This window comes from Mesorhizobium sp. M0590 (assembly GCF_040320905.1).
GTDB lineage: Bacteria > Pseudomonadota > Alphaproteobacteria > Rhizobiales > Rhizobiaceae > Mesorhizobium.
In genome coordinates this window covers 155644-172219 of record NZ_JAMYQN010000007.1, presented here as the reverse complement: position 1 = coordinate 172219, position 16576 = coordinate 155644, and the positions used below count along the sequence as shown (strand labels likewise).

Sequence of the window (16576 nt, the reverse complement as noted above, 5' to 3'; positions counted from 1 at the left end):
GAATGTTGACGCCGACGCCTCACATCCGGGTACGCGGAGAGGACAGGAACAGTGCAAGGCGATTGGACCGATCCGGCGGCGTATTCACACATGTGCAGCTACCAGGCTACGGAGTTCGCTGCCGAGTATCTGATCCGGAATGACGAATTCGTGGCAGAGTGCAGCCAGCTTGCATCGCAATTCGCTGGTTCTGGAGAACCTGCCGGTCAGCCCGATCTCGCCGCCCGTTGGGGCGCGCGATTTCAAAACTGCCGGTGCCGGACTTCCGAAAGTTGACAATATCATCTGGACAGAACAGGCCTCGCCGCGCGTGCTCAGGGTCATGCGGGTATCTGCATCCCATCAGACAGTTCGACCTTCCAGCCTTGGCGGAGCCAGCGTTTGGCCGCAGGACGAAGGCCTTCACATTATTTGGTCTACCTTAATTGGGAAAAGTTATCTCGTCGCTGACGACCGCGCCGGTGAATTCAACGCTATCCTTCTGCCGCTCGACGCTGCATTCGAGACGCGGCTCGATGCAGCGCGCCGGTTCTGGCGCGCACTGAACGGCCGGGCAGCCAGTCCATCTTACGGCGCGCTGCCGCAACAGACCAAGATCAGGCATATCCTCAATTTACGCGCACATGATGGTCACCGCACGGGTGCAACCTATCGTCAGCTCGCGGAGGTGCTGTTTTCGCAGGAGCCGATTGTGCCGCGAGATTGGCGTGATCATCATCTCCGCCACAAGGTCCGAGCTATCTTACGCCGTGCAGCTTTTTTAGTCGCCGGCGGCTATCGCGATCTTCTCTTCTACCCCCACAACCGCAGCGAAAAGTCCGGCCGCCGAAGTCCTTCTTCGGGGTAGCAAAAACGCGCCCCCCAATCTTTGCCCTCCCTCGCCTTTCCTCATTTCGATCATGGTCCACTTCGCGCGTCCCGGCAGGCCAGGACGACAGCAGAACCGAATGGAGATCGAGCGATGTCGAAGGGTCCCGCGGACGCGCCCCAAAAGTATTTGCGCACGAAGGAGGCAGCACCCATCGTCGGGCTCTGCGCCCGCACACTCGAAAAGCACCGGACCTACGGCACCGGCCCAAAATACCGAAAGGTCGGCGGGCGCGTTCTCTACGACATCAACGACCTGCACGCCTGGATAGAGTTGGGCGCACGCACTTCCACCAGCGATGCCAACGCGACCTATGTTCCGCCGGCAAAACCCCATGCAGCCCGCGCGCCCGCCTATGTCGGCAGGCGCGACCGCAGCTCCTGATCTGTGGCGCACCGAAAATGCAGTATCGCGAGACCGTTCAGCAGCAATTTGCGCTGCCTCATGTCCCCTCATCCGACTTCCCTCCACGCAGCACGCGGGACGTCGTGGCGTGGCAGCTCGTCTTATTGGTGAAATCCCGCCGCCTGACACCGATCCACTCTCATGCGCGCGAAGAATCGACCTGCGTAGAGGCGGCAAGTGTGCACGGCATGGCAACGATTTGGAACGCTGCCATCCTGGTCTGGGCTGTGTCGCAAAACATCCACGCGCAAGCCAGGAGATTGCAACCGCGCCGCCTGGTAGCGGCGAAACAGCAGCAAACCCTGACCTTCAGGTCGCCGCGTCAACGGCGGCACGTCCACAGCCGGATAGCCGCACGCGAGCAGCCGAGTCCATACACGGGCAAGCGTCTTAAAGCTTGCCTGCTGCGCCCCGGGATCAAGTCATGAGCAAGCGCACAAAGATCATCGCCACCATGGTTGGCGGCGCAGTGCTCGCCGCGGCGCCGGCATCGATTAGCCATCCGCCGATATCCATCTGGAACGCATCGGCGAGCATCCCCGTCGGGCTCTATCGCGTCCAGCCGGCCGACAAAATCGGTATTGCCAATATCGCCGTCATCATGCCGCCCGAGCCATTGGCGGCCTTCATGGCAAGACGCGGGTATCTGCCGAAAAATGTGCCGCTCCTGAAGCGTATTTTGGCACTCGGGGGCGCAACCGTCTGTCGCCAAGGCACAACGATCATCGTCAACGGCAAGACGTATGGACATGCGCGCGAGCGTGACAGTCGCGGTCGACCCCTGCCCATCTGGCAGGGCTGCCGCGACATTGCCGAGGCCGACGTCTTCCTTATGAACCCGGGTGCAGCCGACAGTTTTGACAGCCGCTATTTCGGCCCGCTCCCGCTCTCATCGATCGTTGGCCGTGCGGTTCCCGTCTGGACCACGGAGCGCACCACTCCGGTGCTGGATATCACCAACGATCCCCTCGCTAGCGAGCCGTGACGGCTCGGCTCGACGCGCACTAACACTCAGAAAGGAGCACTGCAATGACCCAGATCGGAACCTTCACGCGCAATGATGACGGCTTCTTCGGCAATCTCTCCACGCTAACAATCGAGGCGAAGATTGCCATCCTGCCTGCCGAGAAATCCAAAACCGAAAACGCGCCCGACCATCTGATCTATTGCGAAGGGATGGCGGTCGGTGCCGCTTGGGACCGCGCCGGAGACAAGGCTGGGGATTACCTCTCCGTCTCAATTGACGACCCGTCCTTTACGCAGCCGATCCGCGCCAAGCTGTTTCGGTCCGATGCAGAGAACAGCGTCTGGAGCCTGCACTGGAACCGATCATCGAAGCGCGACGGGCGAGGCTGAACAGATGCTTCTGGAGCCCTTCGACGAATCTTTCTCGCCAACCCTTTTGATCCATTGCGCGCCGGTCAAACCCTTCGATCCGACCGCCCGCGAGGCAGCCCAGAGGGGGCCGGACACTTGCTTGTGGCTGCGGACGCCGATTTCATCACAGTTTTGGCAAAGCCGGTTCGATCGGCGAGCCCCTGCCCTTAACGGAAGCGAACACCGTCGCAGGCTGGCAGCGCATCGGTTCTGCGGTCTGCGGGATGCAGCCCACAGAGGCATGACGACGTTTGCCGCATGTGTCATGCTCGGCTTCGTGGCGCCCGAAACTGGTGCAGCGGCTTCCTCTCATGGTGAACGGCCGGCGCACTCCGAGTCGACGATCTTGTCGGCTGGCCCGTGGTCGCGGCATATCCGGGAAGCGTCAAAACGCTTCGCCATTCCAGAGCGGTTGCTGCGCGGCGTCATGCATGTTGAGAGCGTCGGCGATGTTCGTGCGCTTTCAAGCAAGGGCGCAATGGGCTTGATGCAGATCATGCCGGCGACGTGGGAAGAACTGCGCATCAAATACCGTCTCGGTGACGATCCCTATCAACCGCGTGACAACATTCTTGCAGGTGCAGCATATCTTCGCGAAATGCTCGACAGCTTCGGGCGCAGCGGCTTTCTTGCCGCTTACAATGCCGGTCCTGGTCGGTACACGGAACATCTCATAACCGGCCGTCCGCTGCCACGCGAGACGGTCGACTACGTCAGGAAACTCGCGCCGCTGCTCGATGGTGCAGTTCTCAGTCCGCGGCGCGCGCGGCAGGGAAGGGGCAGAGCCAGCTCGCTCCGTGCAACGATCTTTGCGCATCCCCATGACATTCGGAACGCCACTGCATCGGATGGCAATGGTTATGGCGAGACGATCTTTGCGGCGATTCATTCGTCCGCAATGCGGTCGCCAATGGGCAATCCTGTTGCGGACCTGACCGCGATCGAGCCACGGCCGGGTGAAACCGATTTCCAATCGAACCACGCTGTTTCCGGCCTATTCGCTCAGCCCTCTTTAGCCATATCGCGATGATCGCCACGTTCCTCCTCAATTGCATTCCGGCCTGTTCCGTCGCGGAAATTGCGGCGGAAGGGTTGGCTGTGGATGAGAACAGAGAGATTGGCAGGATAAAGGGCCGCGAGGTGCGGCTCGGTTCGGCCGATTGTTTTCCTTACGATTTTCGTCTCATTTCGCAATGTGCTGGCACAATCAGCGATGTGCGCTATTCCCAATTTTTCAGTCTTTCAATGGAAACCGCACCTCGTGGCCGTCTAGCATGAAGCGTGACGATAGCTTTCGCGTCCGCCCCGGTCGCATCCGCTCCCGCGCCGGCCAGCGCGCACGACCCTTCATCTTCCAGGCTCTTGCGGCCACACAGCGCGCCGGCGGGCACCTTACACGCGAGGGTCGGATCACCTCCCCGCGAGCTTCAACGTTTGGCCGCGGCAGGTCAGCGAGCATCCGCGCCAGTCGCCTCATCTCTGACAGCTCACGCGGCGCCGTCGTCAAGACCCGTGTGGTACGGCAGTTCAGAGGGTCTGCGCCACTCGCCACCCATCTCAAATATCTTCGCCGCGAAGGTGTTACACGTGATGGTGAGAAGGCGAGGATGTTCGGTCCCGACACCAAAGATGCAGATCATGACGCCTTCTGCGACCGCTGCAAGGATGATCGGCATCACTTCCGTTTCATCGTTTCGCCGGAGGATGCAATGGAGCTCGGCGACCTCAAGAACTTCGCTTGTGACCTGATGGTCGACATGGAGCGCGACCTCGGCACGAGGCTCGACTGGATAGCCGTCGATCACTGGAACACCGAACATCCGCACGTTCACATCCTCGTTCGCGGCGTTGCCGACGATGGCGAGAGCCTTGTCATCTCGCGCGACTACATCCGCCAGGGCATGCGCGATCGGGCGAGCGACATTCTCACCCAGACGCTTGGGCTCCGCACGGACCTCGACATCCGCCAGGCCATCGAGCACCAGGTCGACACTGAGCGCTGGACGCAGCTCGATCGCCAGCTTGTTCGTGACGCCGACCGTCATGGTATCATTGATCTCGCGCCACACCCTGATCGCCGGCCCGACGAGTTCCTGGGGCTCAAAGTCGGCCGGCTGCGGCAACTGGAAAGCCTGGGCCTCGCGAACGAGATCGGTCCCGGCCAGTGGATGGTGGTCGAAGAGGCCGAGGCCACTTTGCGCGCCCTCGGTGAACGCGGCGACACCATCAAGCGCATGCACCGCAGCCTCACTGTGCATGGGCTAGAAAAAGGGACGGCCGACTATGTGCTGGCCGCCGAAAAGATTGATGCGCCCGTGATCGGCCGACTGCTCGAACGCGGCCTTGATGACGAACGGCGCGGCGCGGCCTATGCCATCGTCGATGGCATTGATGGACGCACGCACCACATTCGCTTCCATGACCCTGATGCGGCCGGAGACTCCGACCCGGGCTCGGTCGTGGAGTTGTGCCGCGATGCGAGTGCAAATGGCGGTGGCCGGGTCACGCTCGCGGTCCGCTCCGACCTCTCAATCGAACAGCAGGTCCATGCTTCCGGCGCGACTTGGCTCGATCGCCAACTCGTTGCACGCGAGCCTGCCGAATTCGGTGACGGCGGCTTTGGCAGGGACGTAAGACAGGCACTGCAAGATCGGGTCGACCACCTTGTCAGCCGCGATCTGGCCAGGCGCGAGGGACAGCGCGTCATTCTTGTGCGCAATCTGATCGATACTCTACACGATCATGAGGTGGAATCGCTCGGTGCCCGCCTCGCCGCCGAGACGGGCCTCTCATTCACGAAGGCTGCCAACGGCGATCATGTGGCTGGGATTTACCGGCGGCGTTTCTCGCTGGCTTCAGGCCGGCTCGCGATGATCGACAATGGGCTCGAATTCAAGCTCGTGCCCTGGTCGCCGTCGCTCGAAAAGCGATTGGGTAATCAAGTCATCGGGGTCGTGTGCTCGGATACGGGGGGCGTGGATTGGAACCTGGGAAAGAAGCGCGGCATCGGGCTATGAAGGTTACAGGCGTATGCTCTATCCTGATGCTGGGAAGCCAGCACGGTCGCACATTCTATTTGTACCCGCACAGTGAAGCGCCGATTGCCTCGCAAAATAGGGACTTTGCGCATCCTCGATTCAGTCTGGCGCCCGCGATCGCGGCACTGGCGCTGTTTGCCTTCGTCTATCATTGGAACAGCTATCTGTGGCCGCTGACAGTTTTGCAGGGCAATGCAGAGGATTATCCGATCGTCATTAGCCTCAGCCGCCTGCTCAGCTACAACAGAGGCGCCCTCAATACAGGACTGGTCATGGCCGGCGCCACGCTCGCCGTGCTGCCGCCATTGATGCTCTTCGCCTTCCTGCAGCGCTTCTTCGTGGATTCGATCGTCGGCTCGGCGGTCAAGGGATAATGGACCAGCGCGGCGCTCTGTGCTAAGGTGTACACAGATCAACACAGGACACCGCTATGGCCGCTAGCACCACTATGACAATTCGCGTCAGTCCCGATGTAAAGGAAAAGCTCGACCGGATCGCAACCGACACCCGGCGTAGCAAGTCGTTCCTCGCAGGTGAAGCCGTCGCAGCGTATGTCGATCGCGAGCTTGAAATCATTGAAGGTATCAAGCGCGGCCTTGCTGATGTCGAAGCTGGGCGCATCGTGTCTCATGATAAGGCCATGGCAGAAATTTATGCCGCGATTGATGCCGGCATGGGCCGCAAGGTGTGACGCGAGCCGTTCAGTGGTCTCGCGGTGCGCTGGACGACATCAAGGAACAGATCGCCTATATCTCGCAGGATAATCCGCGCGCTGCGCGCCTGGTCGCAGACCGGATTCTGGACGCAGGGGCCGCGCTTGGGGAAATGGCAACCGGGCGACCCGGCCGTCTATCCGGCACCTATGAAAAGCCTGTGAGTCGCCTGCCCTACATCATCGCTTATGCCGTGACCGCCAAGGGCGGCCGGGAAAGCATTTCAATTTTGCGGGTGATCCACGCAGCGCGCGGTTGGCAGGACGAGGAATGGCCGAACTAAGCAAAATCTCGCGACGAAGGGGCTTTAATCGCGAGCGGATTTGCTGCCAACAATTTTGACAGCAAGCTGCCGGTATTGCTCCCGAGTTTAACCGGAGACCTGGGTGGGAGCATATACGTCGAGCACGTTCTGAGTTTCGTCCGTTCGCAATGAGTTATGGCTGCTAACGATCTGGCAAAACCATGATTCAGTCCGCGGTCAGCACGACCTTGACACTCTGTGAACGGTCGACGGCAAGTCGGAAGGCGTCGGGCGCGGAAGAAAGCGTGCGCTCGGCGGTCACCAGCTTGAGGACATCCACCTCCCCCGAAACGATGAGATCGACCGCCCGGCCGAACTCCGTACCGAAGCGGAAGGTGCCTTTGAGGTCGATCTCCTTGGCCATCACTGCATTGGCAGGCAGCGGGATCTGGCCGCCGGGAAGATTGCCGACCTGGACCACCGTGCCGCCGCGCCGGACGCTGGCGATCGCCGCGGCAAGGCCTGCGGCAGTGCCTGAAATCTCGAACGCCACATCAAGCGAACCGCCGGCCGCGAGCGCCTGGAGTTCGGCGTCGCCGCCGGAAAGGTCGATCGTCCTGTCGGCGCCCAAACTGCGGGCGAAGGCGAGCGGCGCGGCGGCGATGTCGGCGACGGTCAGTTCAGCGCAGCCGGCAAGCCTGGCCGCGAGCATGGTCAAGAGACCGATGGGGCCGGCACCGAACAGGATGACATTGCGGCCCCTGATGTCGCCCGCCCGCGTGGCGGCGTGCAGGCTCACCGCTAGCGGCTCGGCAAGTGCCGCCGCCTGGTAGGCCACATCAAGTGGAACCTTGAAACATTGCGCGGGCGTGGCGTCGAACAGACTGACGAAGCCGCCCTGCATATGCGGTGTCTTCGATGCCGAGCCCATGAAGTAGATGTTTTCGCAGAGATTGGCGCGGCCTTCCAGGCATCGCGCGCAACGCCCGCACCAGCGCGATGGATTGACCGCGACATGGTCGCCGACGCCAAGGCCGGGCGCGGCGCCGTTGATCTCGACGATTTCGCCTGAGATTTCGTGGCCGAGGACAAGCGGCGAAGTGACGACGAAGTCGCCGGTACGGGCATGGCGGAAATAATGCAGGTCGGAGCCGCAGATGCCCCCTGCCCCAAAGCGCACCCGCACCATACCTGGTGCCAGCGGTTCAAGCGGACGCTCCACGACGCGCAGGTCCTGCGGGCCGAACAGCGTTGCGGCAATCACCTGGCCGCTCACCGGATCAAGCCCATCTCGGTCGGCAGCCAAAGCGTGATGGCGGGTATGAAGGTGATCAGAAGCAGCGCCACGATAAGCGGCACCAGCCACGGCAGGATCGCCATGGTGGTGCGCTCGACCGAAAGCTTGGCGACGCGCGACAGCACGAACAGCACCATGCCGAGCGGCGGGTGCAAAAGCCCGATCATCAGGTTGAGCGTCATGATCAGGCCGAAATGCACCGGGTTGATGCCGTAGACGGCGGCGACCGGCAGCAGGATCGGCACCAGAATCGTGATCGCGGCGATCGTATCGAGGAAGCAGCCGACCACCAGCATCAGGATGTTGACCAGGATCAGGAAGACCCATTTGTTTTCGGTGAGCGCGAAAATGAAGTTCGAAAACAGCTGTGCCGCCTGGCTGACGGTGAGCAGCCAGGCGAAGATCGATGCGGCGGTAACGATGAACAGCACCGACGCGGTCGTTTCGATCGTGTCGAAGCTGGCCTTGGCAAGCAAACGCAGCGTCATTGTGCGGTAGCGCACCAGCCCGAGGAAAAGCGACCAGATCACAGCCGCCATCGCCGCTTCGGTCGGCGTGAACCAGCCCATCGTCATGCCGCCGATCAGGATGACCGGCGTCATCAGCGCCATGACCGCGGAGAAATCGAAATACCAGTCCGCGGCGATCAGCAGCAGCAGCGCGATGCCGACCGCGATGTTGATCGACAGGCCAAGCTGCACAAGCACGTAACAGCCAATCGGAAAGGCAGCCACCACCAGCACCTCGCCCGCCGCTTCGGCGAGCCGCCGAAGCTCGAAAGGCGTGTCGGAACCCCAGCCGCGATTGTAGGCAAAGATGGCAACCGTAATCATCATCAGCACGGTCATGACCACGCCGGGCAGGATGCCGGCCATGAACAGCGCACCGATCGAGACATTGGCCATCATGCCGTAGATGACGAAGGGCAGCGAGGGCGGAAAGATCGGCCCGAGCGTGGCGGAAGCGGCGGTGACGCCAACCGCGGCGTCGATAGGATAGCCGTGATCCTTCATCGCCTTGATCTCGATGGTGCCGATGCCAGCGGCGTCGGCGAGCGCGGTGCCCGACATGCCGGAAAAGATCACCGATCCGATGATGTTGACCTGCGCCAGGCCGCCTTTCATCCAGCCGACCAGGGCAAGGGCGAAGGAATAGATGCGCCCGGTGACGCCGGCGATGTTCATGAGGTTGCCGGCCAGGATGAAGAACGGAACGGCGAGTAGCGGAAAGCTCTCCACCCCGGCGATCATGCGCTGGGCCGCGATGATATCGGGCGCGACGCCGTAGATGACGAGGTAAAGGATCGACGCGGCCGCCATCGAAACGGCGACCGGCACGCCGATGAGCATCAGGACAAGAAAGCCCCCGACCAGAAGCAGCATCGCTCAGACCCCCGCTGTCTCGAACGCACCGGGACGCTCGAGCACCGAATAGCCGCGCCGGTAATTGCCGATAAAGACCTGGATCGAGCGCAGAAGCATCAGCACGAAGCCCGCCAGTACGGCGTAGAAGAACCAGCGCCGCGGCAGGTTGACGGTGACCATGCGCTCATGCGCCACGATCGTGACGTAGCGCCACATCAGCCAGGATCCGTAGGCGAAGAATGCGATGCGGATAATATCGACGGCGAGCGCCAGCCAGCGGCCGACACGCTCCGGCAGATAGTGGTAAAGCACGTCGACGTGGATATGGCGCGAAAGGCGCACGCACATGGCGGCGCCCAGAAAAACGACGACGACGAGCGCGTTGATGGCGATCTCCTCGGTCCAGGCAAGGCTGTTGTTCAGCGCATAGCGGGTGAAGAACTGCAGGAAGACACAGACGACCATGCCCCAGAAAACGGCAAGCGTAATCCAGTCCTCGACGCCGTGGTCCGACAGGTCGACGTGTACCGGCACCTCCTCGAAGGCGTGCGCGATCTCTTCGACGGTGATCTCGGTGTGGTGTTCCTCGGCCATCGGCGCGGGCTCCCGAAGCTGGTGGGTCGTCAAGGATTGAAAAGGCCGTCCGGCGCAATTTGGAGCCGGACGGAAGGGCAGGTCAAAGCAGCAAATCCGATTGCCGCTCTATCCTCTTGATTAAGCATCCGATTTCCGGATAGCCTATTTGATGGCGCGGATCGCTTCCCAATCGGACTTGTTGTAGCCGAACTCCTCGAAGGTGACCTTCTCCAGGACATTCTTCTCGAAATCGGCACGGTCGACATCGGTTACGGTGATGCCGCGGTCCTTGAATACCTGCACCAGTTCCTTTTCGCGGGCGACGATCTTTGCCGTGGCGCGGGCGGCAGCCTCCTGCATCACCTCGGTGAAGATCTTCTTGTCCTCGTCGGAAAGCGAGGCCCAGCGCGACGCCGATATGATGGTGTTGAGATGATCGACGATATGGCCAGTGAGCACGATGTTCTTCTGCACCTCGTAGAATTTCTTCGCCTCGATGGTGGTCAGCGGGTTCTCCTGGGCCTCCACCGTGCCGTTCTGCAGGGCCAGATAGACCTCGGCGAAGGCAATCGGCGCGGTGTTGGCGCCGCAGGCACGCGGCATGGCCAGATAGGCCGGCACGTCGGGAACGCGCATCTTCAAGCCCTGCATGTCGGAGCACTTGGCGATCGGCCGGTTCGAGGTGGTCTGCCGCGTCCCGTAATAGGTGGTGGCGGCGATATGATTGCCGGTCTTGTCCTCATAGCCCTTGGTCAGGGCCTTGTAGACGTCGCTCTTGGTGTATTTCAGCAGATGGTCGGCATCGCGGAAAGTGTATGGGAAATAGGTGACGCCGATCGGTGGATATTCGCGCGCCGCGAAGCTCGATCCGGAAATGATGATATCGACGGTGCCGAGCATCAGGCCCTGGTTGATGTCCGCTTCCTTGCCAAGCTGCGAGGCCGGATAGACGTCGATGGCGTAGCGGCCCTGGGTGCGCTTCTTGATTTCGTCGGCCGCCCACACGGATTCGGTGTGGAAGGGCTCCGTCGTCTCGTAGACATGTGCCCATTTCAGGACCGTTTCCGCCGAGGCCGACGCCATGGGTATGGCAATTGCGGCGATCGCACCGAGCAGAACTGCGTATTTTCTCAGCATCTAATTCCTCCCTGGTTGAACTTGACGGCCGGATCTCCCCCCGGCCAACTGCTATTCCGCAACCTCCTTGGCTGCGGCTCTCTCATCGAAATTGCGTGAGAATCTGATTTGCGACTGGCGCAGATGCTGCTGCATGGCGGCCTTGGCCCGCTCGGGGTCGCGCGCGGCAATTGCATCGCGCACGGCACGATGTTCCTTTGCCGCGACCTGCCAGGAATCGCTGGTCTCGAAATAGATCGACAGGCGTTCGAAGTACGGGTTCATGCGCTGGTCGAAAAGCTCGCCGATGAAGCGCACCAGCACCGCGTTCTCGAGAATGCCGGCGACAGCGGTGTGGAATTCCCGGTCGAGCGCAATGGTCATCTTGTTGGGGTGACGCATGGCCTCCATCCGGCGCAGCACGTCGTCGAGCCGTTCGATATCTGCAGGCCGGACATGGAGGGCCGCTTCGGCGGCGATCGCGCCTTCGACGAATTCGCGCGCGCGCAACAGCTCGAACGGGCCTTCCTCGACTTCGGGTTCGGAGGCGGCGGCGCTCGGCGGATCGGTGACGTAGATACCCGAGCCGACGCGGATGCGTATGCGGCCTTCGACCTCCAGCGCTATCAGCGCTTCACGGACTGTCGGGCGGGAAATTCCGAGCTGGTCGGCCAGATCCCGCTCGGTCGGCAGGCGGTCGCCGACGGAAAACTCGCCGGCATCGATCAGTTGCCTGAGCTGATCGGCGACCTGTCGGTAAAGCCGGCGTGGTTCAACGGCCTGGATCGGCATGCGCGTTTAGTTCCCTCCCGGGCCAACCCTGGTACATTGGTCTGACCCATTGACCGCAGCTTAGACAGAGGATGCGGAGAGTCAAGCTCGATAGAACCGCGGCCCGCACAACCGGAACGCGGCGGCATTGCGCAAGCATTCCATGCGTCAGCGCCGTCCCCCGCGAATGACCAGTACGTTTCCGGCGGCGACGAGGACGAGCCCGATGATCGCGTACGCAGTCCAGGCATAGCCTTCCAGCGCCGTGGAGATCAAAAGCGCAAAGACGGGAAATATGACAGTCGCATAGCCGGCGCGGGCGCCGCCAATGCGTCCGAGCAGCGTCAGGTAGGCGGCGAAAGCCATGACCGTCGATATGACGGCGAGGAAGACCAGCGAGCCGATATAAGAGGCAGTCGTCGCGAACACGAACGGCTCACCGAGCAGGAAGGCCAGGAACGCCGACCAAAGAGTGCCATAAAGCATGCCCCAGGCGCTCGTTGAAACGAGCGGCAAGCCGCGGCGCTGGTTTGCGACGGAGACGAGATTGCCGGCGCAGAAGCTCAGCGTGCCGCAGAGGCACAGAAGAAGGCCCACCAACGTACCGCCGGAAAGCCCGTTGGCAGCGATTTCGGGAAAGAACATCAGCGCTATTCCGGCGAAGCCGATGATGCCGCCGGCGAGAATGCGCGGCGCCGGGCGCTCGCCGATGACCAAGGCACCGAGCAGCATGTTGATGACCGAGGCGAGCGAGAAGACGACCGAGAGCAAGCCGCTGACGAGATAGCCGGCGCCATAATAAAAAAACAGGAAGTTCGACGAGAAGATGAGGATGCCAAGCACAGCAAAGCGCAAATGATCGGTGATCGAAAAGCGGAGCCGCCGGCCGGAAAAACCTGCCCAGGCAAACATCAGCAGCGTGGCGATGGCGAAGCGCCAAACCAGATTGACCTCGTTCGACACGCCGCTGCCGACCTGAAGCTCGATCGCGAACCACGATGCGCTCCAGGCAATGACCGTCAGCGCGTAAAGCCCGTAGTCGACGGGTTCGAAGGGGCGGTCGCGCGTCGCCATGCGCATTTCCGCGTTAGCCGGCTCCGGGGCGTCGTTTGGTTCTCTGGTTACCGACATGCTGGCCAAGACGCTTCCGCTCACAAGACGTTTACAGACCAACCGCCCGCCTTCGCCGCTTCTGACCCCAGACGACGAGACCGAGCAACAGCAGAGCCGGAATGGCGAACCAATAGCGCGACGTCCGTTCCGCAGGGACTAGCACCTGGTTGATTTCGTCGCCGGGCTGCAGGCCGAATTTGGCCGCCTGGCTGCCCAGTCGCACGACGCCGACCGTCACGCTATCGCCAAGCGCACTGACGTCCAGGCCCGCCGCCTTCAGGCGTTCGGCCGATGAATTTGCAGGCCCGAGCTGCAGTCGAACCAGCTTCGATATCTCATCGCCGTTGAGGTTCAGTGTCGTCAGGCGCAAGCGAACCGCGCCTCCCTCGGCGGTCTCGTCGACGATACGGCTGAGTTCGGTGGCGGGTACTGCCCGATACGGTTCACTCACCTGATCGAGCAACAATCCCGGCCTGAACAAGATGAAACAGGCCGCAAGCAACGCAATCGTCTCGTACCAGCGGTTGCGCACGAGCATCCAATTCTGCGTCGCTGCTACAAACGAGACCATGGCCAGCGTCGATGTCACCACCATCGCGACGAAATCGAACGGACCTTCGAGATCGATCATCAGCAGTCCGGTGTTGAAGATGAAGATGAACGGCAGCAGGCCGGTACGGATCTCGTACTTGAAGCCCTGAATGCCGGTCTTCACCGGATCGGCGCCGGAAATTGCCGCAGCAGCATAAGCCGCCAGGCCCACTGGCGGCGTCACGTCCGCCATCAGCCCGAAATAGAAAACGAACATGTGGACGGCGACCAGCGGCACGGCAAGATCGTTCTGCGCCGCCAAATCGACGATGACCGGCGCCATCAAGGTGGCGACCACGACATAGCTTGCAGTGGTCGGCATGCCCATGCCGAGAATGATGCAGATCACCGCGGTGAACAAAAGCATGACGATGAAGCTGCCGCCCGAGATGAATTCGACCAGCTCGGTCATTACCAGCCCGATGCCCGTGAGCAGAACCGTGCCGACGATGATGCCGGCCGTCGCAGTGGCAATGCCGACCGTCGTCATGTTGCGTGCGGCGGCGGACAGCCCACCGACCAGATCGTCGAAACCGTGAAGCCAATGCTGCGCCAGCGCGCGGTCCTTGCGGAAAAAGGCGGTGAGCGGCCGCTGCGTGACGATCAGCGCCATAAGGGCGACAGCGCCCCAGAATGCCGACAGGCCGGGCGACAACTCCTCCACCATTAGGCACCAGATCAGCAGGATCACAGGCAGCAGAAAATGTAGGCCGGTGCGCGCCGTCTCGCCGAAGTGGGGAATCCTGACGATCTCGCCCTCCAGATCCTCCAGCGGCAGGTCGGGATAACGCGCCCGGTAGGCGACAAGGCCGATGTAAACGGCGATCAGCGCGGCAGTGATCATCCAGGTCGCGGCCGCGCCGAAAACGATCTTCGTCCAGCCAATGCCGTAATAGACAAGCCCTGCGAGGATGATGAAACCGCATATGCCCATCAGCCCGCGCAGCGCACCCTGAAATGCGGAGTGCGTGCTGCGTGACGGCAGGCCCTTCATCCCCGTCTTCATCGCTTCGATATCGACGATGTAGAACAACGAGCCGTAGGTCAGCAGCGCCGGATAGAAGGCGTGCTTGACCACCTCGGCATAGGAGATGCCGACATATTCCGCGATCAGGAACGCGGCCGCGCCCATCACCGGGGGCATCAACTGACCATTGACGCCGGCCGCGCATTCGATGGCGCCGGCTTTCACCGCAGAATATCCGACGCGACGCATCAGCGGGATGGTGAAGGTTCCGGTGGTCACGACATTGGCGATCGACGAGCCGGAAATCATGCCGGTCAGGCCGGAGGCGACGACACCGGCCTTGGCCGGACCGCCGCGGTATTTGCCGAGCAGCGAGAAGGCAAGCTGGATGAAAAAGCCGCCGGCACCGGCGCGCTCCAGCAATGTTCCGAACAGAACGAACATGAAGACGACATTGGTGGACACACCGAGGGCAACACCGAAGACCCCCTCCGACGTCAGCCACATCTGCGAGGCTGCGCGCGATAACGTCGCGCCCTTGTGGCCGAGCAGGCCAGGAAGGTGAGGCCCGGCGAAGATATAGATCAGCATGATCGCCGCGATGACGGTGATGGCAGGCCCGACGGCGCGACGGGCGGCCTCGAGCAGGATGAGGACGCCGGCGATCGAGACGACCAGGTCAGCCGTAGTAGGAAGGCCCGGCCGATGGGCGATATCGCTGTAAAAGACCAACAGATACAGGGCGGACGCCGCCCCGGCGATGCCTAGCACCCAGTCGGGCAGCGGCACCCGGCTGCGCGACGAGGTCTTGAAGGCCGGAAACGTCAGCATCGCCAGAAACAGGGCGAAGGCCAGATGGATGGAGCGGGCGATGCCGTCGCTGACGACACCAAAATTGAGCATGAACGGAAGGGGCGAGGCATACCAGAGCTGGAACAGCGACCATGCCAGCGATACGCCGAGGATCAGCTTCGCGGTGCGGCCGGTCGGCTTGCGCCCACCGGTGTCGGCCTCGGCGACGATCTCGCTAAGCTTGTCAATGTCGATAACGGGTTGGTCAGGCCCTGCCGCCCGCTGGCTTTGATCTGTCATCGTTCCCCACAATTATTTGCGATGCGAGGCGCCTGTGGCGCCTCGCATTGAAGGCCTCAGAGCCAGCCCTTCTCCTTGTAATAGCGCTCCGCGCCCGGATGCATTGGCGCCGACAGACCGGTCTTGATCATCTCCTTGGGATCGAGATTGGCGAAAGCCGGATGCAGTTTCTTGAAGTCGTCGAAATTTTCGAAGACCGACTTCACCAGTTCGTAGACCACCTCATCGGGCGTGCTGGCATTCGTCACCACTGTCGCGCGGACGCCGAATGTCGTCACGTCGTCCGGATTGTTGGCGTACATGCTGCCCTTGATGGTGGCGACTGAATAGTACGGATGAGCTGCCAACAGCGCGTCCACTGCCGGACCGGTCAGCGGGATGAGTTTGGCGCCACAGGCCGTGGTCGGATCCTGGATCGCGGCGGAAGGATGACCGACGCCGTAGAAGAAACCGTCGATCTTGTTGTCGCACAGCGCGCTGCCCTGCTCGTCCGCCTTCAGCTCCGCCGCAAGCGAGAAATCGCCGAGCGTCCAGCCCATCTGCTTGAGCAACTCCTCCATGGACGAGCGGGTGCCTGACCCGGGATTGCCGACGTTGAAGCGTTTGCCTTTGAAATCCTCGAATTTGGTGACGCCGGCGTCCGGCCGCGCCAGCACGGTAAACGGCTCGGGATGGACGGAGAACACGGCCCGCAGATCCTTGAACGGCTTGCCGTCGAAATTTCCGGTCCCCTCATAGGCCTGGTACTGGACGTCCGATTGGGTCAAGCCGAAATCGAGGTCGCCGGTCTGGATGGAGTTGACGTTGAAGACCGAACCGCCGGTCGACTCCGTCGAGCATCGGATGCCGGTTTTCTGCCGGTCCTTGTTCATCAGCCGGCAAATGGCGCCGCCGACGGCATAGTAGACGCCGGTGACCCCGCCGGTGCCGACCGTGACGAAGCGCTGCTCGGCTCCGACGGATGGCAGCGCCAGCAGCATGCAGGCCGCCGCGCCGATCAGGGTTTTCATTGAACTGTACATGGTTGCTACCTCTCTGGTGGGT

The 16576-nt window shown here is 61.8% G+C and carries 20 protein-coding genes; 12 read left to right on the top strand and 8 right to left on the bottom strand.

The features are described 5' to 3' along the window. The first annotated feature begins 90 nt into the window (after positions 1-90). The 12 genes from NKI52_RS14335 to NKI52_RS14280 all read left to right on the top strand — a co-directional run bounded on the left by NKI52_RS14335 (position 91) and on the right by NKI52_RS14280 (position 6684). Complete coding sequence (locus NKI52_RS14335; RefSeq protein WP_352455880.1) at positions 91-276, top strand: transcriptional regulator domain-containing protein; 186 nt, start codon at positions 91-93, stop codon at positions 274-276. Positions 277-322: 46 nt separating this feature from the next. After that, positions 323-847, top strand: a complete 525-nt coding sequence (locus NKI52_RS14330; RefSeq protein ID WP_352571244.1) for a DUF2285 domain-containing protein — start codon at positions 323-325, stop codon at positions 845-847. A gap of 114 nt (positions 848-961) precedes the next feature. After that, entirely contained in the window at positions 962-1252 is a 291-nt protein-coding gene (locus NKI52_RS14325; RefSeq protein ID WP_023674287.1) for a helix-turn-helix transcriptional regulator, read from the top strand. 17 nt (positions 1253-1269) lie between these two features. After that, the gene (locus NKI52_RS14320) at positions 1270-1701 is read left to right on the top strand and encodes a replication initiator protein A (protein ID WP_023674286.1); all 432 of its coding nucleotides are present in this window, start codon (positions 1270-1272) and stop codon (positions 1699-1701) included. Beyond that, positions 1698-2258, top strand: a complete 561-nt coding sequence (locus NKI52_RS14315) for a S26 family signal peptidase (RefSeq protein ID WP_352698346.1) — start codon at positions 1698-1700, stop codon at positions 2256-2258. Before NKI52_RS14320 ends, NKI52_RS14315 begins: the two co-directional genes overlap by 4 nt. A gap of 44 nt (positions 2259-2302) precedes the next feature. Then, entirely contained in the window at positions 2303-2629 is a 327-nt protein-coding gene (locus NKI52_RS14310) for a DUF736 domain-containing protein (RefSeq protein ID WP_023674284.1), read from the top strand. A 286-nt stretch (positions 2630-2915) separates the two neighbouring features. After that, positions 2916-3680, top strand: coding sequence for a lytic transglycosylase domain-containing protein (locus NKI52_RS14305; protein ID WP_352571221.1), 765 nt, complete (start codon positions 2916-2918; stop codon positions 3678-3680). Further along, entirely contained in the window at positions 3677-3928 is a 252-nt protein-coding gene (locus tag NKI52_RS14300; RefSeq protein WP_156937256.1) for a hypothetical protein, read from the top strand. Before NKI52_RS14305 ends, NKI52_RS14300 begins: the two co-directional genes overlap by 4 nt. Next, a complete protein-coding gene (locus NKI52_RS14295; RefSeq protein ID WP_031211113.1) occupies positions 3925-5667 on the top strand; it encodes a relaxase/mobilization nuclease domain-containing protein in 1743 nt (580 codons plus the stop codon). The genes NKI52_RS14300 and NKI52_RS14295 overlap by 4 nt, the downstream gene beginning before the upstream one ends. Beyond that, the gene (locus NKI52_RS14290) at positions 5664-6062 is read left to right on the top strand and encodes an ABC transporter permease family protein (RefSeq protein ID WP_245274603.1); all 399 of its coding nucleotides are present in this window, start codon (positions 5664-5666) and stop codon (positions 6060-6062) included. The genes NKI52_RS14295 and NKI52_RS14290 overlap by 4 nt, the downstream gene beginning before the upstream one ends. 56 nt (positions 6063-6118) lie before the next feature. Continuing rightward, a complete protein-coding gene (locus NKI52_RS14285; RefSeq protein WP_031211112.1) occupies positions 6119-6379 on the top strand; it encodes a CopG family ribbon-helix-helix protein in 261 nt (86 codons plus the stop codon). After that, a complete protein-coding gene (locus tag NKI52_RS14280; RefSeq protein ID WP_023674278.1) occupies positions 6376-6684 on the top strand; it encodes a type II toxin-antitoxin system RelE/ParE family toxin in 309 nt (102 codons plus the stop codon). The genes NKI52_RS14285 and NKI52_RS14280 overlap by 4 nt, the downstream gene beginning before the upstream one ends. 187 nt (positions 6685-6871) lie before the next feature. Here NKI52_RS14280 and NKI52_RS14275 read toward each other — a convergent pair whose 3' ends face one another. From NKI52_RS14275 to NKI52_RS14240, 8 genes are all read right to left on the bottom strand, one after another. Then, positions 6872-7921 (bottom strand): L-idonate 5-dehydrogenase, encoded by a 1050-nt coding sequence (locus tag NKI52_RS14275; protein WP_352698344.1) that lies wholly within the window; start codon positions 7919-7921, stop codon positions 6872-6874. Continuing rightward, the gene (locus NKI52_RS14270; protein WP_023674276.1) at positions 7918-9324 is read right to left on the bottom strand and encodes a TRAP transporter large permease; all 1407 of its coding nucleotides are present in this window, start codon (positions 9322-9324) and stop codon (positions 7918-7920) included. The genes NKI52_RS14275 and NKI52_RS14270 overlap by 4 nt, the downstream gene beginning before the upstream one ends. Positions 9325-9327: 3 nt before the next feature. Then, positions 9328-9900, bottom strand: a complete 573-nt coding sequence (locus NKI52_RS14265; RefSeq protein ID WP_023674275.1) for a TRAP transporter small permease — start codon at positions 9898-9900, stop codon at positions 9328-9330. Between the two features lie 144 nt (positions 9901-10044). Beyond that, entirely contained in the window at positions 10045-11019 is a 975-nt protein-coding gene (locus NKI52_RS14260) for a sialic acid TRAP transporter substrate-binding protein SiaP (RefSeq protein WP_023674274.1), read from the bottom strand. A gap of 51 nt (positions 11020-11070) precedes the next feature. Further along, the gene (locus tag NKI52_RS14255; protein ID WP_352452148.1) at positions 11071-11790 is read right to left on the bottom strand and encodes a FadR/GntR family transcriptional regulator; all 720 of its coding nucleotides are present in this window, start codon (positions 11788-11790) and stop codon (positions 11071-11073) included. Positions 11791-11937: 147 nt separating this feature from the next. Next, positions 11938-12843, bottom strand: coding sequence for a DMT family transporter (locus NKI52_RS14250; protein ID WP_352635207.1), 906 nt, complete (start codon positions 12841-12843; stop codon positions 11938-11940). A gap of 88 nt (positions 12844-12931) precedes the next feature. Beyond that, on the bottom strand, positions 12932-15532 hold the full coding sequence (locus tag NKI52_RS14245; protein ID WP_352635209.1) for a TRAP transporter permease: 2601 nt from the start codon (positions 15530-15532) through the stop codon (positions 12932-12934). Between the two features lie 56 nt (positions 15533-15588). After that, a complete protein-coding gene (locus NKI52_RS14240; RefSeq protein ID WP_352635415.1) occupies positions 15589-16542 on the bottom strand; it encodes a TAXI family TRAP transporter solute-binding subunit in 954 nt (317 codons plus the stop codon). Positions 16543-16576 lie beyond the last annotated feature (34 nt).

Bases quoted from the DNA above. Each gene is read 5' to 3' on its own strand.
- NKI52_RS14330 (WP_352571244.1), top strand. From the start codon at position 323: ATGCGGGTATCTGCATCCCATCAGACAGTTCGACCTTCCAGCCTTGGC.
- NKI52_RS14285 (WP_031211112.1), top strand. From the start codon at position 6,119: ATGGCCGCTAGCACCACTATGACAATTCGCGTCAGTCCCGATGTAAAG.
- NKI52_RS14320 (WP_023674286.1), top strand. From the start codon at position 1,270: ATGCAGTATCGCGAGACCGTTCAGCAGCAATTTGCGCTGCCTCATGTC.
- NKI52_RS14300 (WP_156937256.1), top strand. From the start codon at position 3,677: ATGATCGCCACGTTCCTCCTCAATTGCATTCCGGCCTGTTCCGTCGCG.
- NKI52_RS14315 (WP_352698346.1), top strand. From the start codon at position 1,698: ATGAGCAAGCGCACAAAGATCATCGCCACCATGGTTGGCGGCGCAGTG.
- NKI52_RS14260 (WP_023674274.1), bottom strand. From the start codon at position 11,019: ATGCTGAGAAAATACGCAGTTCTGCTCGGTGCGATCGCCGCAATTGCC.
- NKI52_RS14290 (WP_245274603.1), top strand. From the start codon at position 5,664: ATGAAGGTTACAGGCGTATGCTCTATCCTGATGCTGGGAAGCCAGCAC.
- NKI52_RS14265 (WP_023674275.1), bottom strand. From the start codon at position 9,900: ATGGCCGAGGAACACCACACCGAGATCACCGTCGAAGAGATCGCGCAC.
- NKI52_RS14335 (WP_352455880.1), top strand. From the start codon at position 91: ATGTGCAGCTACCAGGCTACGGAGTTCGCTGCCGAGTATCTGATCCGG.
- NKI52_RS14240 (WP_352635415.1), bottom strand. From the start codon at position 16,542: ATGAAAACCCTGATCGGCGCGGCGGCCTGCATGCTGCTGGCGCTGCCA.
- NKI52_RS14245 (WP_352635209.1), bottom strand. From the start codon at position 15,532: ATGACAGATCAAAGCCAGCGGGCGGCAGGGCCTGACCAACCCGTTATC.
- NKI52_RS14325 (WP_023674287.1), top strand. From the start codon at position 962: ATGTCGAAGGGTCCCGCGGACGCGCCCCAAAAGTATTTGCGCACGAAG.
- NKI52_RS14310 (WP_023674284.1), top strand. From the start codon at position 2,303: ATGACCCAGATCGGAACCTTCACGCGCAATGATGACGGCTTCTTCGGC.
- NKI52_RS14255 (WP_352452148.1), bottom strand. From the start codon at position 11,790: ATGCCGATCCAGGCCGTTGAACCACGCCGGCTTTACCGACAGGTCGCC.
- NKI52_RS14250 (WP_352635207.1), bottom strand. From the start codon at position 12,843: ATGGCGACGCGCGACCGCCCCTTCGAACCCGTCGACTACGGGCTTTAC.
- NKI52_RS14270 (WP_023674276.1), bottom strand. From the start codon at position 9,324: ATGCTGCTTCTGGTCGGGGGCTTTCTTGTCCTGATGCTCATCGGCGTG.
- NKI52_RS14295 (WP_031211113.1), top strand. From the start codon at position 3,925: ATGAAGCGTGACGATAGCTTTCGCGTCCGCCCCGGTCGCATCCGCTCC.
- NKI52_RS14305 (WP_352571221.1), top strand. From the start codon at position 2,916: ATGCTCGGCTTCGTGGCGCCCGAAACTGGTGCAGCGGCTTCCTCTCAT.